Origin of the sequence: Rahnella sp. BIGb0236 (genome assembly GCF_004364755.1) — a bacterium.
Classification (GTDB): Bacteria; Pseudomonadota; Gammaproteobacteria; order Enterobacterales; family Enterobacteriaceae; genus Rahnella; species Rahnella victoriana.
Window position 1 is genome coordinate 87,379 of the sequence record NZ_SOAO01000004.1, and the last position, 17,558, is coordinate 104,936.

A 17,558-nucleotide genomic window follows, 5' to 3' on the forward strand; every position below is an offset into this window, starting at 1 on the left:
TTCCTCTGACACGTCTGAATGCTTTTTAAGCGAAATACGCAAGTCCGGCCAAAAATACTTTGTGATGAATATCACGTTTTTATGATAAAGACTCGTTAACAAATAGTGACTTAAGTCACATTTTTTGCGGTGTCACGCTTAAATTATCGTCAGTGTAGCTGGGTTACAACCTGTTTTTGTGATGGTGATCACCAAAATGCAGGGGGTAATGACCGTATACATGTGATCTCCATCACGGGCAGCCGGGTGGCTACGCGAGGCCTATAATCACGTGGTAGAGTCCGCCTCGCAGACAGCAATTCGACGGACGGATTTTTAAAGCAGTGGCACAAAAACCGAAATAACCGTCACCGATAATTAACTGATATCACGCGCTCTATTGTCAGCGCGTATCAATAGGGGTGCGTTTTATGTTTTCACCAGACGTTAAGATCAAAGTTCAAAACTTTGGTCGCTTCCTGAGTAACATGGTAATGCCCAACATCGGCGCGTTTATCGCCTGGGGTATCATTACCGCTCTGTTCATTCCTACCGGCTGGATCCCTAATGAAACATTAGCGAAGCTGGTTGGCCCGATGATCACTTATCTGCTGCCATTGCTCATCGGTTATACCGGTGGTCGTCTGGTCGGTGGTGACCGTGGTGGTGTGGTGGGTGCAATCACGGTAATGGGTGTGATCGTGGGTGCGGATATGCCAATGTTCCTCGGCGCCATGATTGCAGGTCCGCTGGGCGGCTGGTGCATCAAGCGTTTCGACCGCTGGGTTGACGGTAAAATCAAAAGCGGCTTTGAGATGCTGGTTAACAACTTCTCAGCCGGTATTATCGGTATGTTGCTGGCGATCCTGGCCTTCCTGGCGATTGGTCCGCTGGTAGAAGCGCTGTCTAAAGTGCTGGCGGCAGGTGTGCACATCATGGTTATTCATAACCTGTTGCCACTGGCTTCTATCTTTGTTGAACCGGCGAAAATCCTGTTCCTCAACAACGCCATCAACCACGGTATCTTCTCTCCGCTGGGTATCCAGCAGGCGACTGAAACCGGTAAATCAATCTTCTTCCTGATCGAAGCGAACCCGGGTCCGGGTATGGGCGTCCTGATGGCGTACATGTTCTTCGGTCGCGGCAGCGCCAAGCAATCTGCGGGCGGCGCGGCAATCATCCACTTCCTGGGTGGTATCCACGAAATTTATTTCCCATACGTTCTGATGAACCCGCGTCTGTTGCTGGCGGTGATTCTGGGCGGTATGACGGGCGTGTTCACCCTGACCCTGCTGAACGGCGGTCTGGTGTCTCCGGCATCTCCGGGTTCTATCCTGGCAGTCCTGGCGATGACGCCAAAAGGCGCGTATTTCGCTAACATTGCCGCCATCGTGGCAGCCTTTGCGGTCTCCTTCGTGATTTCTGCTTTGCTGCTGAAAACCACTAAAGCGAAAGACGGCGACGATCTGGACGAAGCCACCCGTCGTATGCAGGATATGAAAGCCGAGTCTAAAGGCGGCAAACCTGCTGCTGCGGGCGTAGCGGGCGACCTGTCTACCGTACGTAAAATCATCGTTGCCTGTGACGCCGGTATGGGTTCCAGCGCAATGGGCGCCGGTGTGCTGCGCAAAAAAGTGCAGGATGCGGGGCTGACCAATATCAGCGTGACCAACAGCGCCATCAACAACCTGCCTGATGACGTGGATCTGGTGATTACGCACCGTGACCTGACTGAACGCGCGATGCGTCAGGTGCCACATGCACAGCACATTTCGCTGACTAACTTCCTCGACAGCGGCCTGTACACTGACCTGACGTCACGTCTGGTGGAAGTGAACAAAGCCAGCCAGTACAAAGAGAAAGTGACCACAACGCTGGGTGACAGCATCGTGGCGGACAGCGAAAACGAAAACCTGTTCCGTATCAGCGAAAGCAACATCTTCCTGAACCTGCAGGCGAATACCAAAGAAGAAGCCATCCGTTTTGCCGGTGAACAACTGGTGAAAGGCGGTTATGTTCAGGCAGAATATGTGGACGCGATGCTGGCACGTGAGCAACTGACCTCCACGTATCTGGGCGAATCCATCGCCGTGCCACACGGCACCATTGAAGCGAAAGATCGCGTACTGAAAACCGGTATCGTCTTCTGCCAGTATCCGGCGGGTATCCGCTGGGGCGAGGATGAAGATGACCGCGCACGTCTGGTCGTCGGTATCGCAGCGCGCAATAATGAGCACATCAACGTGATCACCAAACTGACCACCGCGCTGGATGAAGACGGTGTGATCGAACTGCTGGCGAATACCCACAGTGTGGAAGAAGTGCTGAACATTCTTCGCGGTTAACAGTGAACGTTTAATCGAAAAGTAATTACTAAGCGGGTCTTGCGAGACCCGCTTGTTGATTCGGAGCCGGGTGCTCCTCACGATTTGAAGGAATAAATATGAAAGCATTACATTTTGGTGCAGGTAACATTGGTCGCGGTTTTATCGGTAAATTACTTGCTGATGCCGGGATTGAACTGACGTTTGCGGATGTCAGCCCTGCCTTACTGGATGCGCTGAACAGCCGTAAAGGTTATGACGTGCACGTTGTCGGTGAACAGGCCACCGTTGAGCCTGTCAGTAATGTGAATGCCGTGAACAGCGCCGGTCAGGATGCCATCAACCTGATCGCGGAAGTCGATCTGGTGACCACCGCCGTCGGCCCGACCGTACTGGAAAAAATCGCGCCAAACGTGGCTAAAGGTCTGGTGCTGCGTCATCAGCAGGGCAACGAAAAGCCCCTGAATATTATCGCCTGTGAAAACATGGTGCGCGGCACCAGCCAGTTCAAACAGCACGTATTCAATGCGCTGCCGGAAGAAGAAAAAGCCTGGGTTGACGCCCATATCGGCTTTGTCGATTCCGCCGTGGACCGCATTGTGCCTCCTGCCGCCGCAGGCACCACCGATCCGCTGGAAGTGACAGTTGAAACCTTCAGCGAATGGATTGTGGATAAAACCCAGTTCAAAGGCGAATTGCCGGACATCGCTGGCATGGAACTGACCGATAACCTGATGGCGTTCGTCGAGCGCAAACTGTTCACCCTCAATACCGGCCATGCGATCACTGCGTATCTTGGCCAGCAGGCGGGTCACGCGACCATCCGTGATGCCATTCTTGATGAGAAAGTGCGTCTGGTGGTTCGCGGAGCGATGGAAGAAAGCGGTGAAGTGCTGATCCGTCGTTACGGTTTTGACCCGGAAAAACATGCTGCCTACATCGAAAAAATTCTGTCCCGTTTCGAAAACCCTTACCTGCATGACGATGTTGAGCGCGTTGGCCGCCAGCCGCTGCGTAAACTGAGCGCAGGCGATCGTCTGATCAAACCGTTGCTGGGTACGCAGGAATATCGCCTGCCGAACGACAATCTGGTGAGAGGCATTGCCGCCGCCATGCGTTACCGCAGCGAGCAGGATCCGCAAGCGAAAGAACTGGCAGAACTGCTGGAGAAAGTCGGGCCAAAAGCCGCCCTCGCCCAGATTTCAGGTCTGCCGGAAGAAGGCGAAGTTGTGGCGAAAGCCGTCGCTCTCTACGAATCGATGCACTGATACTGCGTTTATTTTGATTTCGCCAACACCAGGCAAAGAAAGCCCTGTCGGGCAGGATGTTTCTGCCCGACATGCGCGCATCATGGATGACGCCAGGGGCGCTGTCAGCATCGGCTCTTTACTGCAAGTAAGCCCTATGGAAAAAGCTCAGGCGTTTGAAAACCGGGTACTTGAAAAGCTCAATGCGGGTAAAACCGTGCGCAGCTTTTTGATGACCGCCGTGGAATTGCTGGCCGAAGCGCTGGATATTCTGGTAGTGCAGGTTTTTCGCAAAGACGATTACGCAGTGAAATATGCTGTCGAACCCTTACTGACCGGAACCGGTCCGCTCGGGGATTTGTCGGTGCGTCTCAAACTGATTTACGCGCTGGGCGTGATCAGCCGTCATGAATACGAAGACGCCGAATTACTGATGGCGCTGCGTGAAGAGCTGAATTACGACGGTGAAGAGTATCGTTTTACTGATGATGAAATTCTCGGCCCGTTCGGTGAACTGCATTGTGTGACGGAACTGCCTCCGGCACCGACATTCCTGAAACCGGGAGAAGCCGACGAATCGCTGATCGCCATGCAACGCCAGCGTTACCAGCAAATCGTCCGCTCCACGATGGTCCTTTCCGTGACCGGGCTGATCGCCCATATCAGTAATCAGCAGCCTTCCCGATTATCCCCGGTGCAAAAATAAATCCCTTAAATCATTGCATGGCGCACTTCGCCGACCAGCAGCCACAGCGCGGTTAACGCCATCATGCCGCCCATGATCGTGTTGAACATCTTCAGTTTCCATTCCACACGTAACGCCTGACGTAACCTGTCACCCATCACCACCCAGACCAGAATGCACGGCAGATTGATCAGCGCGAAGCCGAGACAAATCAGCAGCGTGTGATGCAGCATATTGCCGTCCGGCGGGGTAAACAGAATCGCCACGTTGGTCGCCATCAGCCAGGCTTTCGGGTTCACGGCCTGAAAAAGTGCGCCGCTGAACAGGTTCATCGGCTGCTGCTTTTCGCCTTCTTTCGGCGTGCCGGAACGGTAGATTTTCCACGACAGCCAGAACAGATAGGCGCAACCCAGCACGGCCATCGGCAGACGCACCACATTCATCCAGCTGAGTAAAATCGCCAGCATCGAGGTCATCAGCGCGCACTGCACCACGCAGCCCAGCGTGATGCCAATCATCATGGGCACGCTGCGGCGTAAGCCGAAGTTCACCCCGGACGCCGCCAGCAACAGATTGTTCGGGCCGGGCGTAATGGACATCACGGTGACGTAACTGACAAAAGCGGTATCGATCATTTTAGTTTTCCTGCATCCCCTGTTTTCCAGATAACCAGAGTAAACAGGGAACAGGAAAGGTAACAGAACCAGAAATACGCTATTGTCATGGTTACAGATTGCATAACGAAAAACTGTACCCCTCACTTTTCACGGAACTGACACCATGACTGACACCGCGGATTTCAGCGATACCCGATATAACCAGCTGGCGGAACAACTGGCGGACGCCATCCGTCGCGGCACACTGGCTCCCGGCAGCCGTTTGCCCTCGGTCCGGCGCAGCGCGCAAACCTGGTCAGTCAGCATCAATACCGTGGTGGCGGCTTACCGGCGGCTGGAAGATCGCGGGTTTATTGAGGCGCGTCCGCAGTCAGGATTTTATGTCCGGGCCGCGCTGCCTGCGCTGACTCATCAGCCGCAGGAACAGCCACAGACGCCAGCCGCAGAACCGGCGGACGAAGTGCTGGATCTGATCGACAAAGTGTTCGCCTCGCAAATCGACCCGACATATACCAATCTTTCGCTGGCCTGTCCGCAGTCGAACGACTTTTACCCGACCGGCAAACTGGGACGGATTATGTCGTCTTTGCTGCGCCGTCAGCCGAATCTGATCGGCCAATATGCGCTGCCGCCGGGCAGTCCGGCGTTACGTCAGCAAATCGCCCGCCGTGCGCTGACGCTGGGCATGATTTTAGAACCCGCCGACATCACGATTACTCACGGTTGTATGGAAGCGTTACAGCTGGCGCTGCGCGTCACCACCCAACCGGGCGACAGCGTCGGGCTGGAAACGCCGACTTACTTTTATCTGCTGCCGATGCTGGCGAGCCTCGGTCTGAAAGCGGTGGAAATACCGACCGATCCGCAAACCGGCCTGTCGCTGGATGTGCTGGAAATGCTGCTGAATGAGAAGCGGCTGAATGCGGTGATCGCCATGCCGACGGCGCAAAATCCGCTCGGCTTTACCATGCCGCTGGCGGCGAAAAAACGGCTGGCTCGCCTGATGAACGATCACCAGGTACCGCTGATTGAAGACGGGCTATACGCAGAAATCCAGTTCGGCGCGACGCTGTCTCCGGCGGTAAAAGCCTTTGACCGCGACGGCTGGATCCTGTTTTGCACCAGCTTTACCAAAACGCTGGCGCCTGATTTTCGCATCGGCTGGGTAGAAGGCGGGCGCTTCGCCGATAAGCTGCATAAACTGAAAGCGGTGTCGTCGATGGCGGAATCCGCGTTGCTTTCGCAAACGCTGACAGTGTTTCTGGAATCGGGCGGTTATGACCATCATCTGCGGGCGCTGCGCAAACGCTACGCGTCGCAGGTCGAGCAGGCACGCGCGCTGATCGCCCGGCACTTCCCGCAAGGCACCCGTGCCACACAACCGGCAGGCGGGTTTGTGATTTGGGTGGATTTTCCGCCGGGCGTCGATTGCGTCACGCTGTTCCGCCAGTTGCTGAAAGATAAAATCTGCATGACGCCGGGGCAACTGTACTCACCCAGCGGCCGCTACAGCAACGGCCTGCGGTTGTCGTGCTGTTATGTTTTCGATACCCGCTATATTTCCGCGATGATACGTATCGGCGAGCGCGCGTGTGAGATGTGTGGTTTGCCGCCGGGGCTGGCAGAAACGCAGGAGCAAGCTGAAGAATCGCGCACTTCCTGATACACTGACGGTTATTATTCCCAATTTACAATCGTGCCCGCTGCGGCATGAACGGATCTGAAATCATGAAAGAAGTCGAAAAAGCCGAAATCAAGCGTCTCAGCGACATGCTGGATGCACTGAATCACAAAGATGCGACCGTTATTCAGGCAGGTAATGCTGAACTGATCGACAAGCACGAAGAAGAGAAAGAAAAGCTGGCTGCCGAGATCGCGCGTCTGAAAGATGTGCGTGTGAAAAAACTCAGCACCGAAGCGCAGAAGCTGGAAAAGCTGTTCAGCCGTGAAATCACCAAGAAAGAACAGGCTGATATGGGCACGCTGAAAAAAACCGTTCGTGGCATCGTGGTGGTTCACCCGATGACCGCACTGGGCCGCGAAATGGGCCTGAAAGTCGTGACCGGCTACGCGAAAAAAGAATTCTGATGAAATACTCCCTCCCATACGAAGGGGAGGAGCAAAACCAAAATCAGTTCAGGTTTTATTGCAGCTGAGCGCGAAACACGATTAGCTCCCTCCCCTGCGAAGGGGAGGGTTGGGGTGGGGTATTAAACCAAAATCAAAGAGTTGAAGTGTGCTTTGACTCGGGTTTTGTCTTTAAAACCCCCTCCCAGCCTCCCCCTTCGCAGGGGGAGGAGCGAAGAAACCCCTCCCGCTACACCCGATCTGTTTCTTACTTCCCAAACAATCTCCGGCCAAAATCCTCGATCTTGCGATTTACCAGCCGCATCTGCATGGTTTTACTCCAGCTCGCTGAAATTCCCGCTGCAGACATCAGACGGCGATATTGTTCCTCATCAAACGGCATGTTAAACGCGATAGAAATCGCTTCGGCCACCGATACGTCACTGTTACGCGTCAGCAACTCCAGCGGCCGGTCGCCACTGACATTCCCCGGACTCACCACCCGATATAACCACCCGCAGCGCCCGCTTTGTTGTAACAGCGGTGACAGATTCTGACAGTCGAGAAAATGGTTGAGCTTGTAACAGGGCGCACGCGGCTGTGTGACCTGAATCAGGGCGTCGCCCCAGCGGAAGATATCGCCGATAAACACGTTATCTTCGGTCATGCCGAGCGTTGAAAGGTTTTCGCCAAACGCTGGCGGATGGAAACGGTCTTCTTCTTCGGGAAACTGCTGACGCAGCCAGGCGTAATGCTCGCGGGGGAAATGACACAGCGCGCGGTCAGCGCCGCCGTGATAAGCCTTCTCGGCCTGCTGATCGCCTTCCAGCCCGCAAGGCGTTAAGGCGACGCCGCCATCAACCTGACGTTTGGCAATCGCACTGGGTGAAAAATCGGGATACTGCTCGATAGTACCGATGTACACGTCGGGATAATGCATACGCTCTCCGCTGCTGAAATGTCACTGATACCAGCATAACCTGCATTGGACAGCGGGAGTAGAAGGAATCCCTGCGCACAGAGGGTGTGCGCAGGCTTCTCAGCAAATCAGAACGTTTCCCAGTTATCCTGACTGGTTTTGCCTTGTACCGGCGGGGCGAGAGTCGGGCGGCGCAGGGCGGCGGAGGCTGGCGCATTCAGCGTGTTGCCGTTGTCGGCCAGACGGAATACCGAGACCGCCTGCGTCAGCGTCGCGGCCTGATCTTCCAGAGAATCGGCGGCAGCAGAGGATTGCTCGACCAGCGCGGCGTTTTGCTGCGTGGTGCTGTCCATTTCGACAATCGCCTGTGAAATCTGGCTGATGCCACGGCTTTGCTCGTCGGATGCAGACGCGATTTCCCCCATGATATCGCGCACATGCGAGACGGACTTCACGATGTCCTGCATGGTACGGCCAGTGTTTTCCACCAGCTTCGCGCCGGTGTTAACGCGCTCCACCGACTCGGCAATCAGCCCTTCGATCTCTTTTGCGGCCTGCGCACTGCGCTGGGCCAGTGTCCGCACTTCAGAAGCGACGACGGAGAATCCGCGTCCCTGTTCTCCGGCACGCGCGGCTTCCACCGCGGCGTTCAGCGCCAGAATGTTGGTCTGGAAGGCGATGCCGTTGATGACCGAGGTAATTTCGGCGATACGTTTTGAACTGCCGGAAATCTGCTGCATGGTATCGACCACCTCGCCGACCTGCTTGCCGCCGAGCGTGGCGGTGCCGGACGCTTCGCTGGCCAGTTTGCTGGCGTGATGAGCGTTATCGGCATTCTGTTTCACCGTCGCGCTTAACTCTTCCATGCTGGCGGCGGTTTCTTCAACGGCCGCAGCCTGCTGTTCGGTGCGTGAGGAGAGGTCAGTATTCCCGGCGGCGATTTCGGCTGCCGCGTGGGAAACCTGCGAAACGCCGGAGCGGATTTCATAAATCATGGTACTGAGATTCTGACTCATCGCGGAAACCGCATTCATCAGCATACCCAGCTCATCGCGACGGGTGGTCGGATGCGCAACGGTCAGATCGCCTTGTGCAATCGCCTCCGCCGTTTTCAGCGTATCACGCAGTGGCTGGGCAATCTGGCGGGTGATACGCCAGGCAATAATGATCCCCACCAGCATCACGATCAGCGTAATCACCATCATGATCATCTGCGCATTGCTGATGTCTTTATGGGTGTTAGCCAGTTCGTTTTGGAAGATTTTCGCCACCAGCGTGTTCATCTCTGTGGCTTTCACCGACAGCAGTTGCGAGTTCTTCTGCTCATCTTCATAGGCGGGCATATAAGCGACAACGTGGCTTTTATAGGTCGCGAGCGCCGACATCAGCGGAGCCAGCGTCGCCTGCTGGTTCGGCAGTAACAGGGCATTCAGTTTTTGAGCGTTGGCCTGTGTGTCGTCAATGGACTTCAGCAGTTTGGCTTCGGATTCTTTGTTGATGCTCAGCAACAGGCCACGCACGTTGTAACGCACGCTGATCAGCTTCTGAATCACTTCGGCCAGTGACAGGCGAATGGAAGGCTCAGCATCTTCCACGCGCAACTGATCCTGCAAACGCGTTACCACGGCTTCGGTTTCGGAAAGATTCCAGCTGGCCCGCACTGCATCTTTGCGATCGACCGCTTTTTTAAATGCGGCCTGCGCCTGCTGATATTCATGAATTTTTACCGGCACCTGATCAAGATTCGCCTGACTGGCGGCATCCCATTCCAGTTTGTCTTTGGATTGAGCGATCAGCTGCGACAGTTCGGTAATTTTGTCCTGATTCTGTTTGAGATACGCCGGGTCATAATTAAGCTGATACAGCGTCCGGCTGAGACGGGCATCGTTGAGTAACGCATTCATCTGATTACTGAAATCGACTTTTTCAGCACGCTGGCTGATGTCGTTAAATTTAATCATTCCCGCCGCAGTGATGATGGCGGCGATGATCAGCACCAGTCCGAAACCCAGACCCAGTTTGGTACCGACCTTAAGATTATTCATCCACTGCGAAAGACCCGATCCGTTGCTCATAATCATTCTCCGTCAAACATCCCTTTTAAATAGACATGCGGTTTTGTGACGCCTTTGTGAACAATCTATCGGTAGGCTGTTTCATAAACTTTATAGGATGTGTGGCGTATTTTTGATTAATGCGAGCGGGGTCTGAAAATGATGAAAATCGGGAGGATAATTCTCTGTATAACAGTGATCAGGCGAACAAATTCAGGACATAAAAAAGGCGGGTCACCGACCCGCCATACGCGAAAACATCTTGCCCGTTACGGGCGGCAGCGCGAAATTACTTCGCTTCAGCCAGACGTTTTGCTGCTTCGTCCCAGTTTACAACGGCCCAGAAGGCTTTGATGTAGTCAGGGCGTTTGTTCTGATATTTCAGGTAGTAAGCGTGTTCCCACACATCCAGACCCAGCAGCGGGTAACCGGAAGCACCAGAAATCGCTTCGCCCATCAGCGGGCTGTCCTGGTTAGCGGTAGAAACAACGGCCAGTTTGCCATCTTTCAGTACCAGCCATGCCCAGCCTGAACCGAAACGGGTTGCAGCTGCTTTCTCAAACGCTTCTTTGAAAGCGTCAACGCTGCCGAAATCGCGTTCAATCGCAGATTTCAGTTCGCCCTGCAGGGTGGTGCCGGTTTTCAGGCCTTTCCAGAACAGGCTGTGGTTAGCGTGGCCGCCTGCGTTGTTACGCAGAACAACTTTCTTGTCTGCAGGAACCTGATCCAGTTTGGTGATCAGTTCTTCAACCGGCAGTGCAGCCAGTTCCGGCAGGCTTTCCAGCGCAGCGTTCGCGTTGTTCACGTAAGTCTGGTGGTGTTTAGTGTGATGGATTTCCATCGTTTCTTTGTCGAAATGCGGTTCGAGTGCGTCGTATGCGTAAGGCAGTGATGGCAGTGAATAACTCATGTTCATCGTCTCCATAGTGTAGGGCGGCACTTTCATTGTGAGCACCGCGTAATCAGTCGGATCATTATAGTTAATTAAATGATATTGAAAATGATTATCTATGCTCCACGCTTTCTGCCATGCCCTGTAAGCCTCTGTTATACGGGGCTTAGAACCAGATAATCACAAACAATCCTAAATTGTCTAAAGGCACGCGGTGCTTAGCCGGTCAGCGCAACCGCTGCGGATGCGTATACACCGTTGCCCGTCCCGGTTTGCTGAAACCGACCAGCGTCAGGTTACATTTTTCGGCAACGTCTACCGCGAGCGTGGTGGCGGCGGAGACGGCGAACAAAATTTCGATGCCGCACATCGCGGCTTTCTGCACCATTTCATAGCTGGCGCGGCTCGAGACCAGCGCGGCGCCGGCTTTCCAGTCGTGTTGTTTTGCCCGCACACCCAGCATTTTATCCAGCGCCACGTGACGGCCCACGTCTTCGCAGCCGCCAGTCAGTTCACCTTCCGGCGTGATCCACGCGGCGGCGTGCGTGCAGCCGGTGAGCTGGCCGATTTCCTGCACGGATTTCAGCTGATGCAGTGCCTTATCCAGATTCGCCAGTTCAAAAATCTGGGTGAACGGCAGCGGCGCGAGCGGGCGGAACAGATCACCTAACTGCTCGATACCGCAGACGCCGCAACCGGTGCGGCCAGCCATGGCGCGGCGGCGCTCTTTCAGCCCGGCGAAACGGCGGCTCGACAGCTCGATATTAACTTCAATCCCGTTACAGTTTGGTGTCACTTCCATCCCGTAAATATCACTGGCGGATTCAATAATCCCTTCTGACAGCGAAAAGCCCAGCGCAAAGGCTTGCAGATCCTTCGGGGACGCCATCATTACCACATGCGAAATCCCGTTATAGACCAGCGCAACGGGGACTTCCTGAGCAATCCAGTCATCTTCAGGCTCATTGAGATGAGCGCGCTGCATCACCGGTTTTTGGCTCGCTCCGATGATCTGAGTCACTTTTTTGTCATCTTTTTCGCCCAGTTCTTTTACTTGATGGACATCCATTGGCAATAACCTTATAAACATTCCGGCTACATAAGCCGTACAAACTGTCAGGACTTTAGGCCTTAATTTTACCGCTTCCGGGTTTGTTCGTGAAAGCGGCAATTTGAAAAGCAATGTGTTAACAAATGATGGGAAGGAGTCTTTCATGCAAGTCAGCAGAAGACAATTATTCAAAATATGTGCTGGCGGTATGGCCGGCACCACAGCGGCATTATTAGGATTCACTCCGACAATGGCGCTGGCGGAAACCCGCCAATACAAACTGCTTCGCTCCCGTGAAACCCGCAACAACTGCACGTACTGTTCCGTCGGGTGCGGCATGCTGATTTACAGCCAGGGCGACGGCGCGAAAAACGTCACTGAAAATATCTTCCACGTAGAGGGTGACGCCGATCATCCGGTCAGTCGTGGCTCGTTGTGCCCGAAAGGCGCAGGCGTGCTGGATTACATCCACAGTGAAGGCCGTCTGAGATATCCGGAATACCGCGCGCCCGGCTCTGACAAATGGCAGCGTATCTCCTGGGATGAGGCGATTTCCCGTATCGCCCGCCTGATGAAAGATGACCGCGACGCCAATTTCGTCGAGAAAAATGAAAACAACGTCACCGTAAACCGCTGGCTGACCACCGGCATGCTGTGCTCGTCGGCGGCCAGCAACGAAACCGGTCTGCTGGATCAGAAATTTACCCGCGCACTGGGCATGGTGGCGATCGACTGTCAGGCGCGGCTGTGTCACGGCCCGACCGTGGCGGCACTGGCCCCGACCTTTGGTCGCGGCGCGATGACCAACAACTGGGTCGATATTAAAAACGCCAACGTCATTTTAATTATGGGCGGAAATGCGGCAGAAGCGCATCCGGTCGGATTCAAATGGGTGATTGAGGCCAAAACCAAAAATAACGCCAAAGTCATCGTCGTCGATCCGCGCTTTAACCGCAGCGCCGCCGTGGCCGATATCTATGCGCCCATCCGCGCCGGTTCGGACACCGCCTTCCTGCTCGGCATGATCAACTATCTGATCACCCACAATAAAATTCAGACTGAATACGTCCGGGAATACACCAACGCCAGCCTGCTGGTGCGTGAAGACTACGAATTTAATGACGGATTGTTCAGCGGTTTCGATGCGGCGAAAAAATCCTACAACAAAGAAAGCTGGCACTATCAGCTCGATGAAAAAGGCTTCGCGAAACAGGATAAAACCTTACAGGACCCGCGCTGTGTGTGGAATCTGCTGAAAGAGCATGTTTCCCGTTACACGCCGGAACTGGTTGAGCGCCTGTGCGGCACCTCGAAAGAAGATTTTCTGCTGATAAGCTCGATTCTGGCGGAAACCTGCGCGCGCGATAAAACCTCGACCATCCTCTATGCGCTGGGCTGGACGCACCACACCGGCGGCGCGCAAATCATCCGCTGTGCGGCGATGATCCAGTTGCTGCTCGGCAACATCGGGATGCCGGGCGGCGGCGTCAATGCACTGCGCGGTCACTCCAATATTCAGGGTTACACCGACCTCGGTTTGCTGTCGCTGAACCTGCCGGGCTATATGCCGTTGCCATCGGAAAAACAGACGAATTTCGCCGATTATCTGCAACAGATCACGCCGGCACCGCTGGTGGACGGGCAGGTCAATTTCTGGAAAAACACGCCGAATTTCTTCGTCAGTATGATGAAAAGCTTCTGGGGCGATCACGCCACGGCGGAAAACGACTGGGGCTTTGACTGGCTGCCAAAATGGGATAAAAGCTACGACGTGCTGCAACAGGCCGAGCTGATGACCGAAGGCAAACTGAACGGGTATATCGTGCAGGGCTTCAACCCGCTGGCGGCTTTCCCGGACAAAAACAAATCCTCGCGCGCGCTTTCGAAACTCAAATACATGGTGGTGATCGACCCGCTGGTGACCGAATCCTCGAACTTCTGGCAGAACCACGGCGCGATGAACGACGTGCAGACCGCCGATATTCAGACCGAAGTGTTCCGCCTGCCGTCTTCCTGTTTTGCGGAAGAAAATGGTTCGATTGTGAACTCCGGCCGCTGGCTGCAATGGCACTTCCAGGCGTCTGAGCCGCCGGGTGAGGCGCTGCACGACGGCAAAATCATCGCCCGTCTGTTTATGAAACTGCGCGAGCTGTATCAGCAGGAAGGCGGTGCCAATCCGCTGCCGGTAATGAATATGGCGTGGGATTATCAGGATCCGCTCGACCCGCTGCCGGAAGAAATTGCCCGCGAAGCCAACGGTAAAGCCCTGGCCGACATTCATGACGATCAGGGCAATCTGCTGGCGAAAAAAGGTCAGCAGTTGTCGACCTTTGCCCATCTGAAAAACGACGGCACCACCGCCAGTTTCTGCTGGATTTACGCCGGTAGCTGGACCGAAGCCGGTAACCAGATGGCGCGCCGCGATAACGCCGATCCGTCCGGTCTGGGCTGTACGTCCGGCTGGGCATGGTGCTGGCCGCTCAACCGCCGCATTCTGTATAACCGCGCCTCCGCCGACCCGCAGGGTCAGCCGTGGGATCCAAAACGCGAAATCATCCGCTGGGATGGCGCGAAATGGATTGGTTTTGATGTCCCGGATTACAGCGCTGCTGCACCGGGTTCCGGCGTCGGACCGTTCATCATGCAACAGGAAGGCGTCGGGCGTTTATTCGCGACCGACAAAATGGCGGACGGCCCGTTCCCTGAGCATTACGAACCGATCGAATCGCCGATTGGCACCAACCCGCTGCATCCGGCGGTGATTTCCAATCCGGTCGCCCGTATTTTTGCCAGCGACGTGCCAAATATGGGCACTGCCAAAGATTTCCCGTATGTGGCGACCACCTATTCGATCACCGAATTGTTCCGCCACTGGACCAAACATGCGTTGCTGAATGCCATCGCGCAGCCTGAACAGTTTATCGAGATCGGCGAAGGTCTGGCCGCCTCGAAGGGTATTGCGCAGGGCGATGAGGTGAAAATCTCTTCGAAGCGCGGATTCATCGTGGCGAAAGCCGTGGTGACCAAACGCATCCGGCCGCTGACCATCGACGGTAAGCACGTCGACACCATTGGCATCCCGTGCCACTGGGGTTTTGAAGGCGCGACGCGTAAGGGCTATTTAGCCAACACGCTGACGCCGTCAGTCGGTGACGCTAACTCGCAGACGCCGGAATTCAAGGCGTTCCTGGTTAACGTGGAAAAGGTCTAACGGAGGCGAATTATGGCAATGCAATCTCAGGACATACTTCGTAAGTCCGCAACCAACGGGTTCACGCCTGCACCGCGTGCCCGTGACCATCAGCAGGAAGTGGCGAAACTGATCGACGTTACCACCTGCATCGGCTGTAAAGGCTGTCAGGTCGCCTGTTCCGAATGGAACGACCTGCGCGATGAAGTGGGTATCAATAGCGGCGTGTACGACAACCCGATGGATCTCAGCGCGAAATCCTGGACGGTGATGCGTTTCTCGGAAGTGGAACAAAACGGCAAGCTGGAGTGGCTGATCCGCAAAGACGGCTGCATGCACTGCGCCGATCCGGGCTGCCTGAAAGCCTGTCCGGCGGAAGGCGCGATTTTGCAGTACGCCAACGGCATCGTCGATTTCCAGTCAGAACATTGCATCGGCTGCGGTTACTGCATCGCCGGTTGCCCGTTCAACGTTCCGCGCATCAACAAACAGGATAACCGTGCCTACAAATGCACGCTGTGCGTTGACCGCGTGAGCGTCGGCCAGGAACCGGCTTGTGTGAAAACCTGCCCGACCGGCGCGATCCATTTCGGTACTAAAACTGCCATGCAGGACCTCGCCGCAGAACGCGTCAGCGAACTGAAAGGCCGCGGGTTTGAGCACGCCGGTTTGTACGATCCGCAGGGCGTCGGCGGTACACACGTGATGTACGTGCTGCATCACGCTGACAACCCTGAGCTGTATCACGGCCTGCCGAAAGATCCGGCCATCAGCGCCGCAGTCACTTTGTGGAAAGGTGTCTGGAAACCGCTGGCCGCAGTCGGCTTCGCCGTCACCTTTGCGGCGGCAGCCTTCCATTTCCTTGGTGTCGGGCCGAACTATGTGAAAGAGGAAGAGCACGCAGAAGAAGGCGAAAAACATGACGATGAGGAGAAACGGCCATGAAAAAAGAGAAGTTAATCCAGCGCTATAACCTGGCAGAACGCCTCAATCACTGGATTGTTGCCTTTTGCTTTGTGACGCTGGCGCTCAGCGGCATCGGCTTTTTCTTCCCGTCGTTTAACTGGCTGATGAACGTGTACGGTACGCCGCAACTGGCGCGTATCCTGCACCCGTTCTTTGGCGTGGTGATGTTTGTTTCTTTCCTCGGCATGTTCTTCCGTTACTGGAAGCACAATTTGCCGGAAAAAGACGACATCGTGTGGGCGAAAAATATCGGCAAAGTGCTGACCAACCATGAAGTCGGCGACACCGGACGCTATAACTTCGGCCAGAAATGCGTGTTCTGGGCGGCGATCAGTTGCCTTATGTTGCTGATGGCCAGCGGCGTCATTATCTGGCGTCCGTGGTTTGCGGATTTCTTCCCCATCCCGCTGATTCGTCTGGCGCTGCTGGTGCATTCACTGGCCGGTATCGGGCTGATTCTGGTGATCATCATGCACGTCTACGCGGCGACCTGGGCGAAAGGGTCGATCGCGGCGATGACCGGCGGCAAAGTCCCGGCGTCATGGGCGAAATATCACCATCCGCGCTGGTACCGTCAGGTGCGTGAGGAAGAGCAGAAAAAAGAACACGACGAGAGGAAAGCCGGATGAGTATCCAGATGGTTCCACAGGACGAACTGGCAGACGGTAAAACCACGGCGGGAAACATCCCGCCGGTATTGTTCGCCAACCTGAAAACGCTCTATCAGCGCCGTGCCGATCGTCTGCGCGCGCTGGCAGAAGACAGCCCGCTCGACGGGTATCTCAACTTCGCTGCGGCGATTTGTGATGCCCAGCAGCGCGTGCTGAAAGAATTTCCGCTCAGTATCGATCTGAGTCAGGAATTAGAGAAAGCCGCCGGTAAACCACCGCTCGACTGCCGTCTGTTTCCGCGCACGGCGCACTGGCTGACCTTGCTGGATGCGCTGATCGCCGTGCTGAAACCGGAAGCGTCGGAACCGGTGCGCGCCGTACTGGAACGCCTTGAACATTCTCCGGGGCTGCAACGGGAAATGATGGCGACGCAGTTGCTGAATCAGGATTTCAAACACGTTCCTGCCGACAAAGCGCCCTTTATCTGGGCCGCGTTGTCGCTGTACTGGGCGCAGATGGCGGCGCAACTGCGTGGCGTCGGGCGGGCGGATTACGGCGAAAATCGCCAGTTCTGTCCGGTGTGCGGCAGCGTGCCTGTTTCTGCGGTGATTTCGTTGGGTGCCCAAAGCGGCCTGCGCTATCTGCACTGCAATCTGTGCGAAAGCGAATGGCATGTGGTGCGCGCCAAATGCAGCAACTGCGATGAAATGGAACATCTGAATCTGTGGTCGATCGATGACGAGCAGGCGACAGTGAAAGCCGAAGCCTGTGACGATTGCGGCGCTTACCTGAAAGTGATTTATCAGGAAAAAGACCCGCAGGCAGAGGCCGTGGCAGACGATCTCGCCACGCTGTTGCTGGATGACCGGATGGAAGACAAAGGTTTTTCCGGCAGCGGCATCAACCCGTTCCTGTTTCCCGCGGAATAATCTGTAAATCTGGCAGCCTGCGTCGCT

The 17,558-nt window shown here is 55.3% G+C and carries 14 protein-coding genes; 9 read left to right on the forward strand and 5 right to left on the reverse strand.

The window, feature by feature from the left end:
* Positions 1–410: 410 nt before the first annotated feature.
* The 3 genes from EDF78_RS10125 (at position 411) to EDF78_RS10135 (ending at position 4,256) form a co-directional block, all read left to right on the forward strand.
* Positions 411–2,324, forward strand: a complete 1,914-nt coding sequence (locus tag EDF78_RS10125; protein ID WP_095923998.1) for a PTS mannitol transporter subunit IICBA — start codon at positions 411–413, stop codon at positions 2,322–2,324.
* A gap of 98 nt (positions 2,325–2,422) precedes the next feature.
* Entirely contained in the window at positions 2,423–3,571 is a 1,149-nt protein-coding gene (locus EDF78_RS10130; protein WP_095923997.1) for a mannitol-1-phosphate 5-dehydrogenase, read from the forward strand.
* Positions 3,572–3,707: 136 nt separating this feature from the next.
* Complete coding sequence (locus EDF78_RS10135; RefSeq protein ID WP_014411435.1) at positions 3,708–4,256, forward strand: MltR family transcriptional regulator; 549 nt, start codon at positions 3,708–3,710, stop codon at positions 4,254–4,256.
* 5 nt (positions 4,257–4,261) lie between these two features.
* On the opposite strand, the gene EDF78_RS10140 is transcribed toward EDF78_RS10135, so the two are convergent.
* On the reverse strand, positions 4,262–4,870 hold the full coding sequence (locus tag EDF78_RS10140) for a LysE family translocator (protein WP_133823029.1): 609 nt from the start codon (positions 4,868–4,870) through the stop codon (positions 4,262–4,264).
* A gap of 145 nt (positions 4,871–5,015) precedes the next feature.
* Between EDF78_RS10140 and EDF78_RS10145 the strand changes: the two genes are divergently transcribed.
* Together EDF78_RS10145 and EDF78_RS10150 are read left to right on the forward strand one after the other, a co-directional pair.
* Entirely contained in the window at positions 5,016–6,515 is a 1,500-nt protein-coding gene (locus tag EDF78_RS10145; protein WP_133823030.1) for a PLP-dependent aminotransferase family protein, read from the forward strand.
* A 65-nt stretch (positions 6,516–6,580) separates the two neighbouring features.
* Positions 6,581–6,940, forward strand: a complete 360-nt coding sequence (locus tag EDF78_RS10150) for a YibL family ribosome-associated protein (protein ID WP_133823031.1) — start codon at positions 6,581–6,583, stop codon at positions 6,938–6,940.
* A 247-nt stretch (positions 6,941–7,187) separates the two neighbouring features.
* Here EDF78_RS10150 and yiiM read toward each other — a convergent pair whose 3' ends face one another.
* The 4 genes from yiiM to fdhD all read right to left on the reverse strand — a co-directional run bounded on the left by yiiM (position 7,188) and on the right by fdhD (position 11,853).
* Positions 7,188–7,859: a 6-hydroxyaminopurine reductase gene (gene yiiM, locus EDF78_RS10155; protein WP_095923992.1), complete on the reverse strand. Its 672-nt coding sequence runs from the start codon at positions 7,857–7,859 to the stop codon at positions 7,188–7,190.
* A gap of 107 nt (positions 7,860–7,966) precedes the next feature.
* Positions 7,967–9,913, reverse strand: a complete 1,947-nt coding sequence (locus EDF78_RS10160) for a methyl-accepting chemotaxis protein (protein WP_119825548.1) — start codon at positions 9,911–9,913, stop codon at positions 7,967–7,969.
* Positions 9,914–10,181: 268 nt separating this feature from the next.
* Positions 10,182–10,802, reverse strand: coding sequence for a superoxide dismutase [Mn] (sodA, locus tag EDF78_RS10165; protein ID WP_014333320.1), 621 nt, complete (start codon positions 10,800–10,802; stop codon positions 10,182–10,184).
* A 208-nt stretch (positions 10,803–11,010) separates the two neighbouring features.
* A complete protein-coding gene (gene fdhD, locus EDF78_RS10170) occupies positions 11,011–11,853 on the reverse strand; it encodes a formate dehydrogenase accessory sulfurtransferase FdhD (RefSeq protein ID WP_133823032.1) in 843 nt (280 codons plus the stop codon).
* Positions 11,854–11,998: 145 nt separating this feature from the next.
* Between fdhD and fdnG the strand changes: the two genes are divergently transcribed.
* Genes fdnG through fdhE form a run of 4 tightly spaced genes read left to right on the forward strand, consistent with a single transcriptional unit; the run spans position 11,999 to position 17,531 of the window.
* Positions 11,999–15,046, forward strand: coding sequence for a formate dehydrogenase-N subunit alpha (gene fdnG / locus EDF78_RS10175; RefSeq protein WP_119825542.1), 3,048 nt, complete (start codon positions 11,999–12,001; stop codon positions 15,044–15,046).
* Positions 15,047–15,058: 12 nt separating this feature from the next.
* Positions 15,059–15,970 (forward strand): formate dehydrogenase subunit beta, encoded by a 912-nt coding sequence (gene fdxH / locus EDF78_RS10180; protein ID WP_095923988.1) that lies wholly within the window; start codon positions 15,059–15,061, stop codon positions 15,968–15,970.
* Positions 15,967–16,620: a formate dehydrogenase cytochrome b556 subunit gene (fdoI, locus tag EDF78_RS10185; protein WP_119825538.1), complete on the forward strand. Its 654-nt coding sequence runs from the start codon at positions 15,967–15,969 to the stop codon at positions 16,618–16,620. Before fdxH ends, fdoI begins: the two co-directional genes overlap by 4 nt.
* The gene (gene fdhE, locus EDF78_RS10190; protein WP_095923986.1) at positions 16,617–17,531 is read left to right on the forward strand and encodes a formate dehydrogenase accessory protein FdhE; all 915 of its coding nucleotides are present in this window, start codon (positions 16,617–16,619) and stop codon (positions 17,529–17,531) included. The genes fdoI and fdhE overlap by 4 nt, the downstream gene beginning before the upstream one ends.
* The last annotated feature ends 27 nt before the right edge of the window (positions 17,532–17,558 follow it).

Coding starts and splice junctions, on each gene's coding strand:
- sodA (WP_014333320.1), bottom strand. CDS start 10,802: ATGAGTTATTCACTGCCATCACTGCCTTACGCATACGACGCACTCGAA.
- EDF78_RS10125 (WP_095923998.1), top strand. CDS start 411: ATGTTTTCACCAGACGTTAAGATCAAAGTTCAAAACTTTGGTCGCTTC.
- fdhD (WP_133823032.1), bottom strand. CDS start 11,853: ATGGATGTCCATCAAGTAAAAGAACTGGGCGAAAAAGATGACAAAAAA.
- EDF78_RS10150 (WP_133823031.1), top strand. CDS start 6,581: ATGAAAGAAGTCGAAAAAGCCGAAATCAAGCGTCTCAGCGACATGCTG.
- EDF78_RS10145 (WP_133823030.1), top strand. CDS start 5,016: ATGACTGACACCGCGGATTTCAGCGATACCCGATATAACCAGCTGGCG.
- EDF78_RS10140 (WP_133823029.1), bottom strand. CDS start 4,870: ATGATCGATACCGCTTTTGTCAGTTACGTCACCGTGATGTCCATTACG.
- fdhE (WP_095923986.1), top strand. CDS start 16,617: ATGAGTATCCAGATGGTTCCACAGGACGAACTGGCAGACGGTAAAACC.
- EDF78_RS10130 (WP_095923997.1), top strand. CDS start 2,423: ATGAAAGCATTACATTTTGGTGCAGGTAACATTGGTCGCGGTTTTATC.
- yiiM (WP_095923992.1), bottom strand. CDS start 7,859: ATGCATTATCCCGACGTGTACATCGGTACTATCGAGCAGTATCCCGAT.
- fdoI (WP_119825538.1), top strand. CDS start 15,967: ATGAAAAAAGAGAAGTTAATCCAGCGCTATAACCTGGCAGAACGCCTC.
- fdnG (WP_119825542.1), top strand. CDS start 11,999: ATGCAAGTCAGCAGAAGACAATTATTCAAAATATGTGCTGGCGGTATG.
- EDF78_RS10160 (WP_119825548.1), bottom strand. CDS start 9,913: ATGAGCAACGGATCGGGTCTTTCGCAGTGGATGAATAATCTTAAGGTC.
- fdxH (WP_095923988.1), top strand. CDS start 15,059: ATGGCAATGCAATCTCAGGACATACTTCGTAAGTCCGCAACCAACGGG.
- EDF78_RS10135 (WP_014411435.1), top strand. CDS start 3,708: ATGGAAAAAGCTCAGGCGTTTGAAAACCGGGTACTTGAAAAGCTCAAT.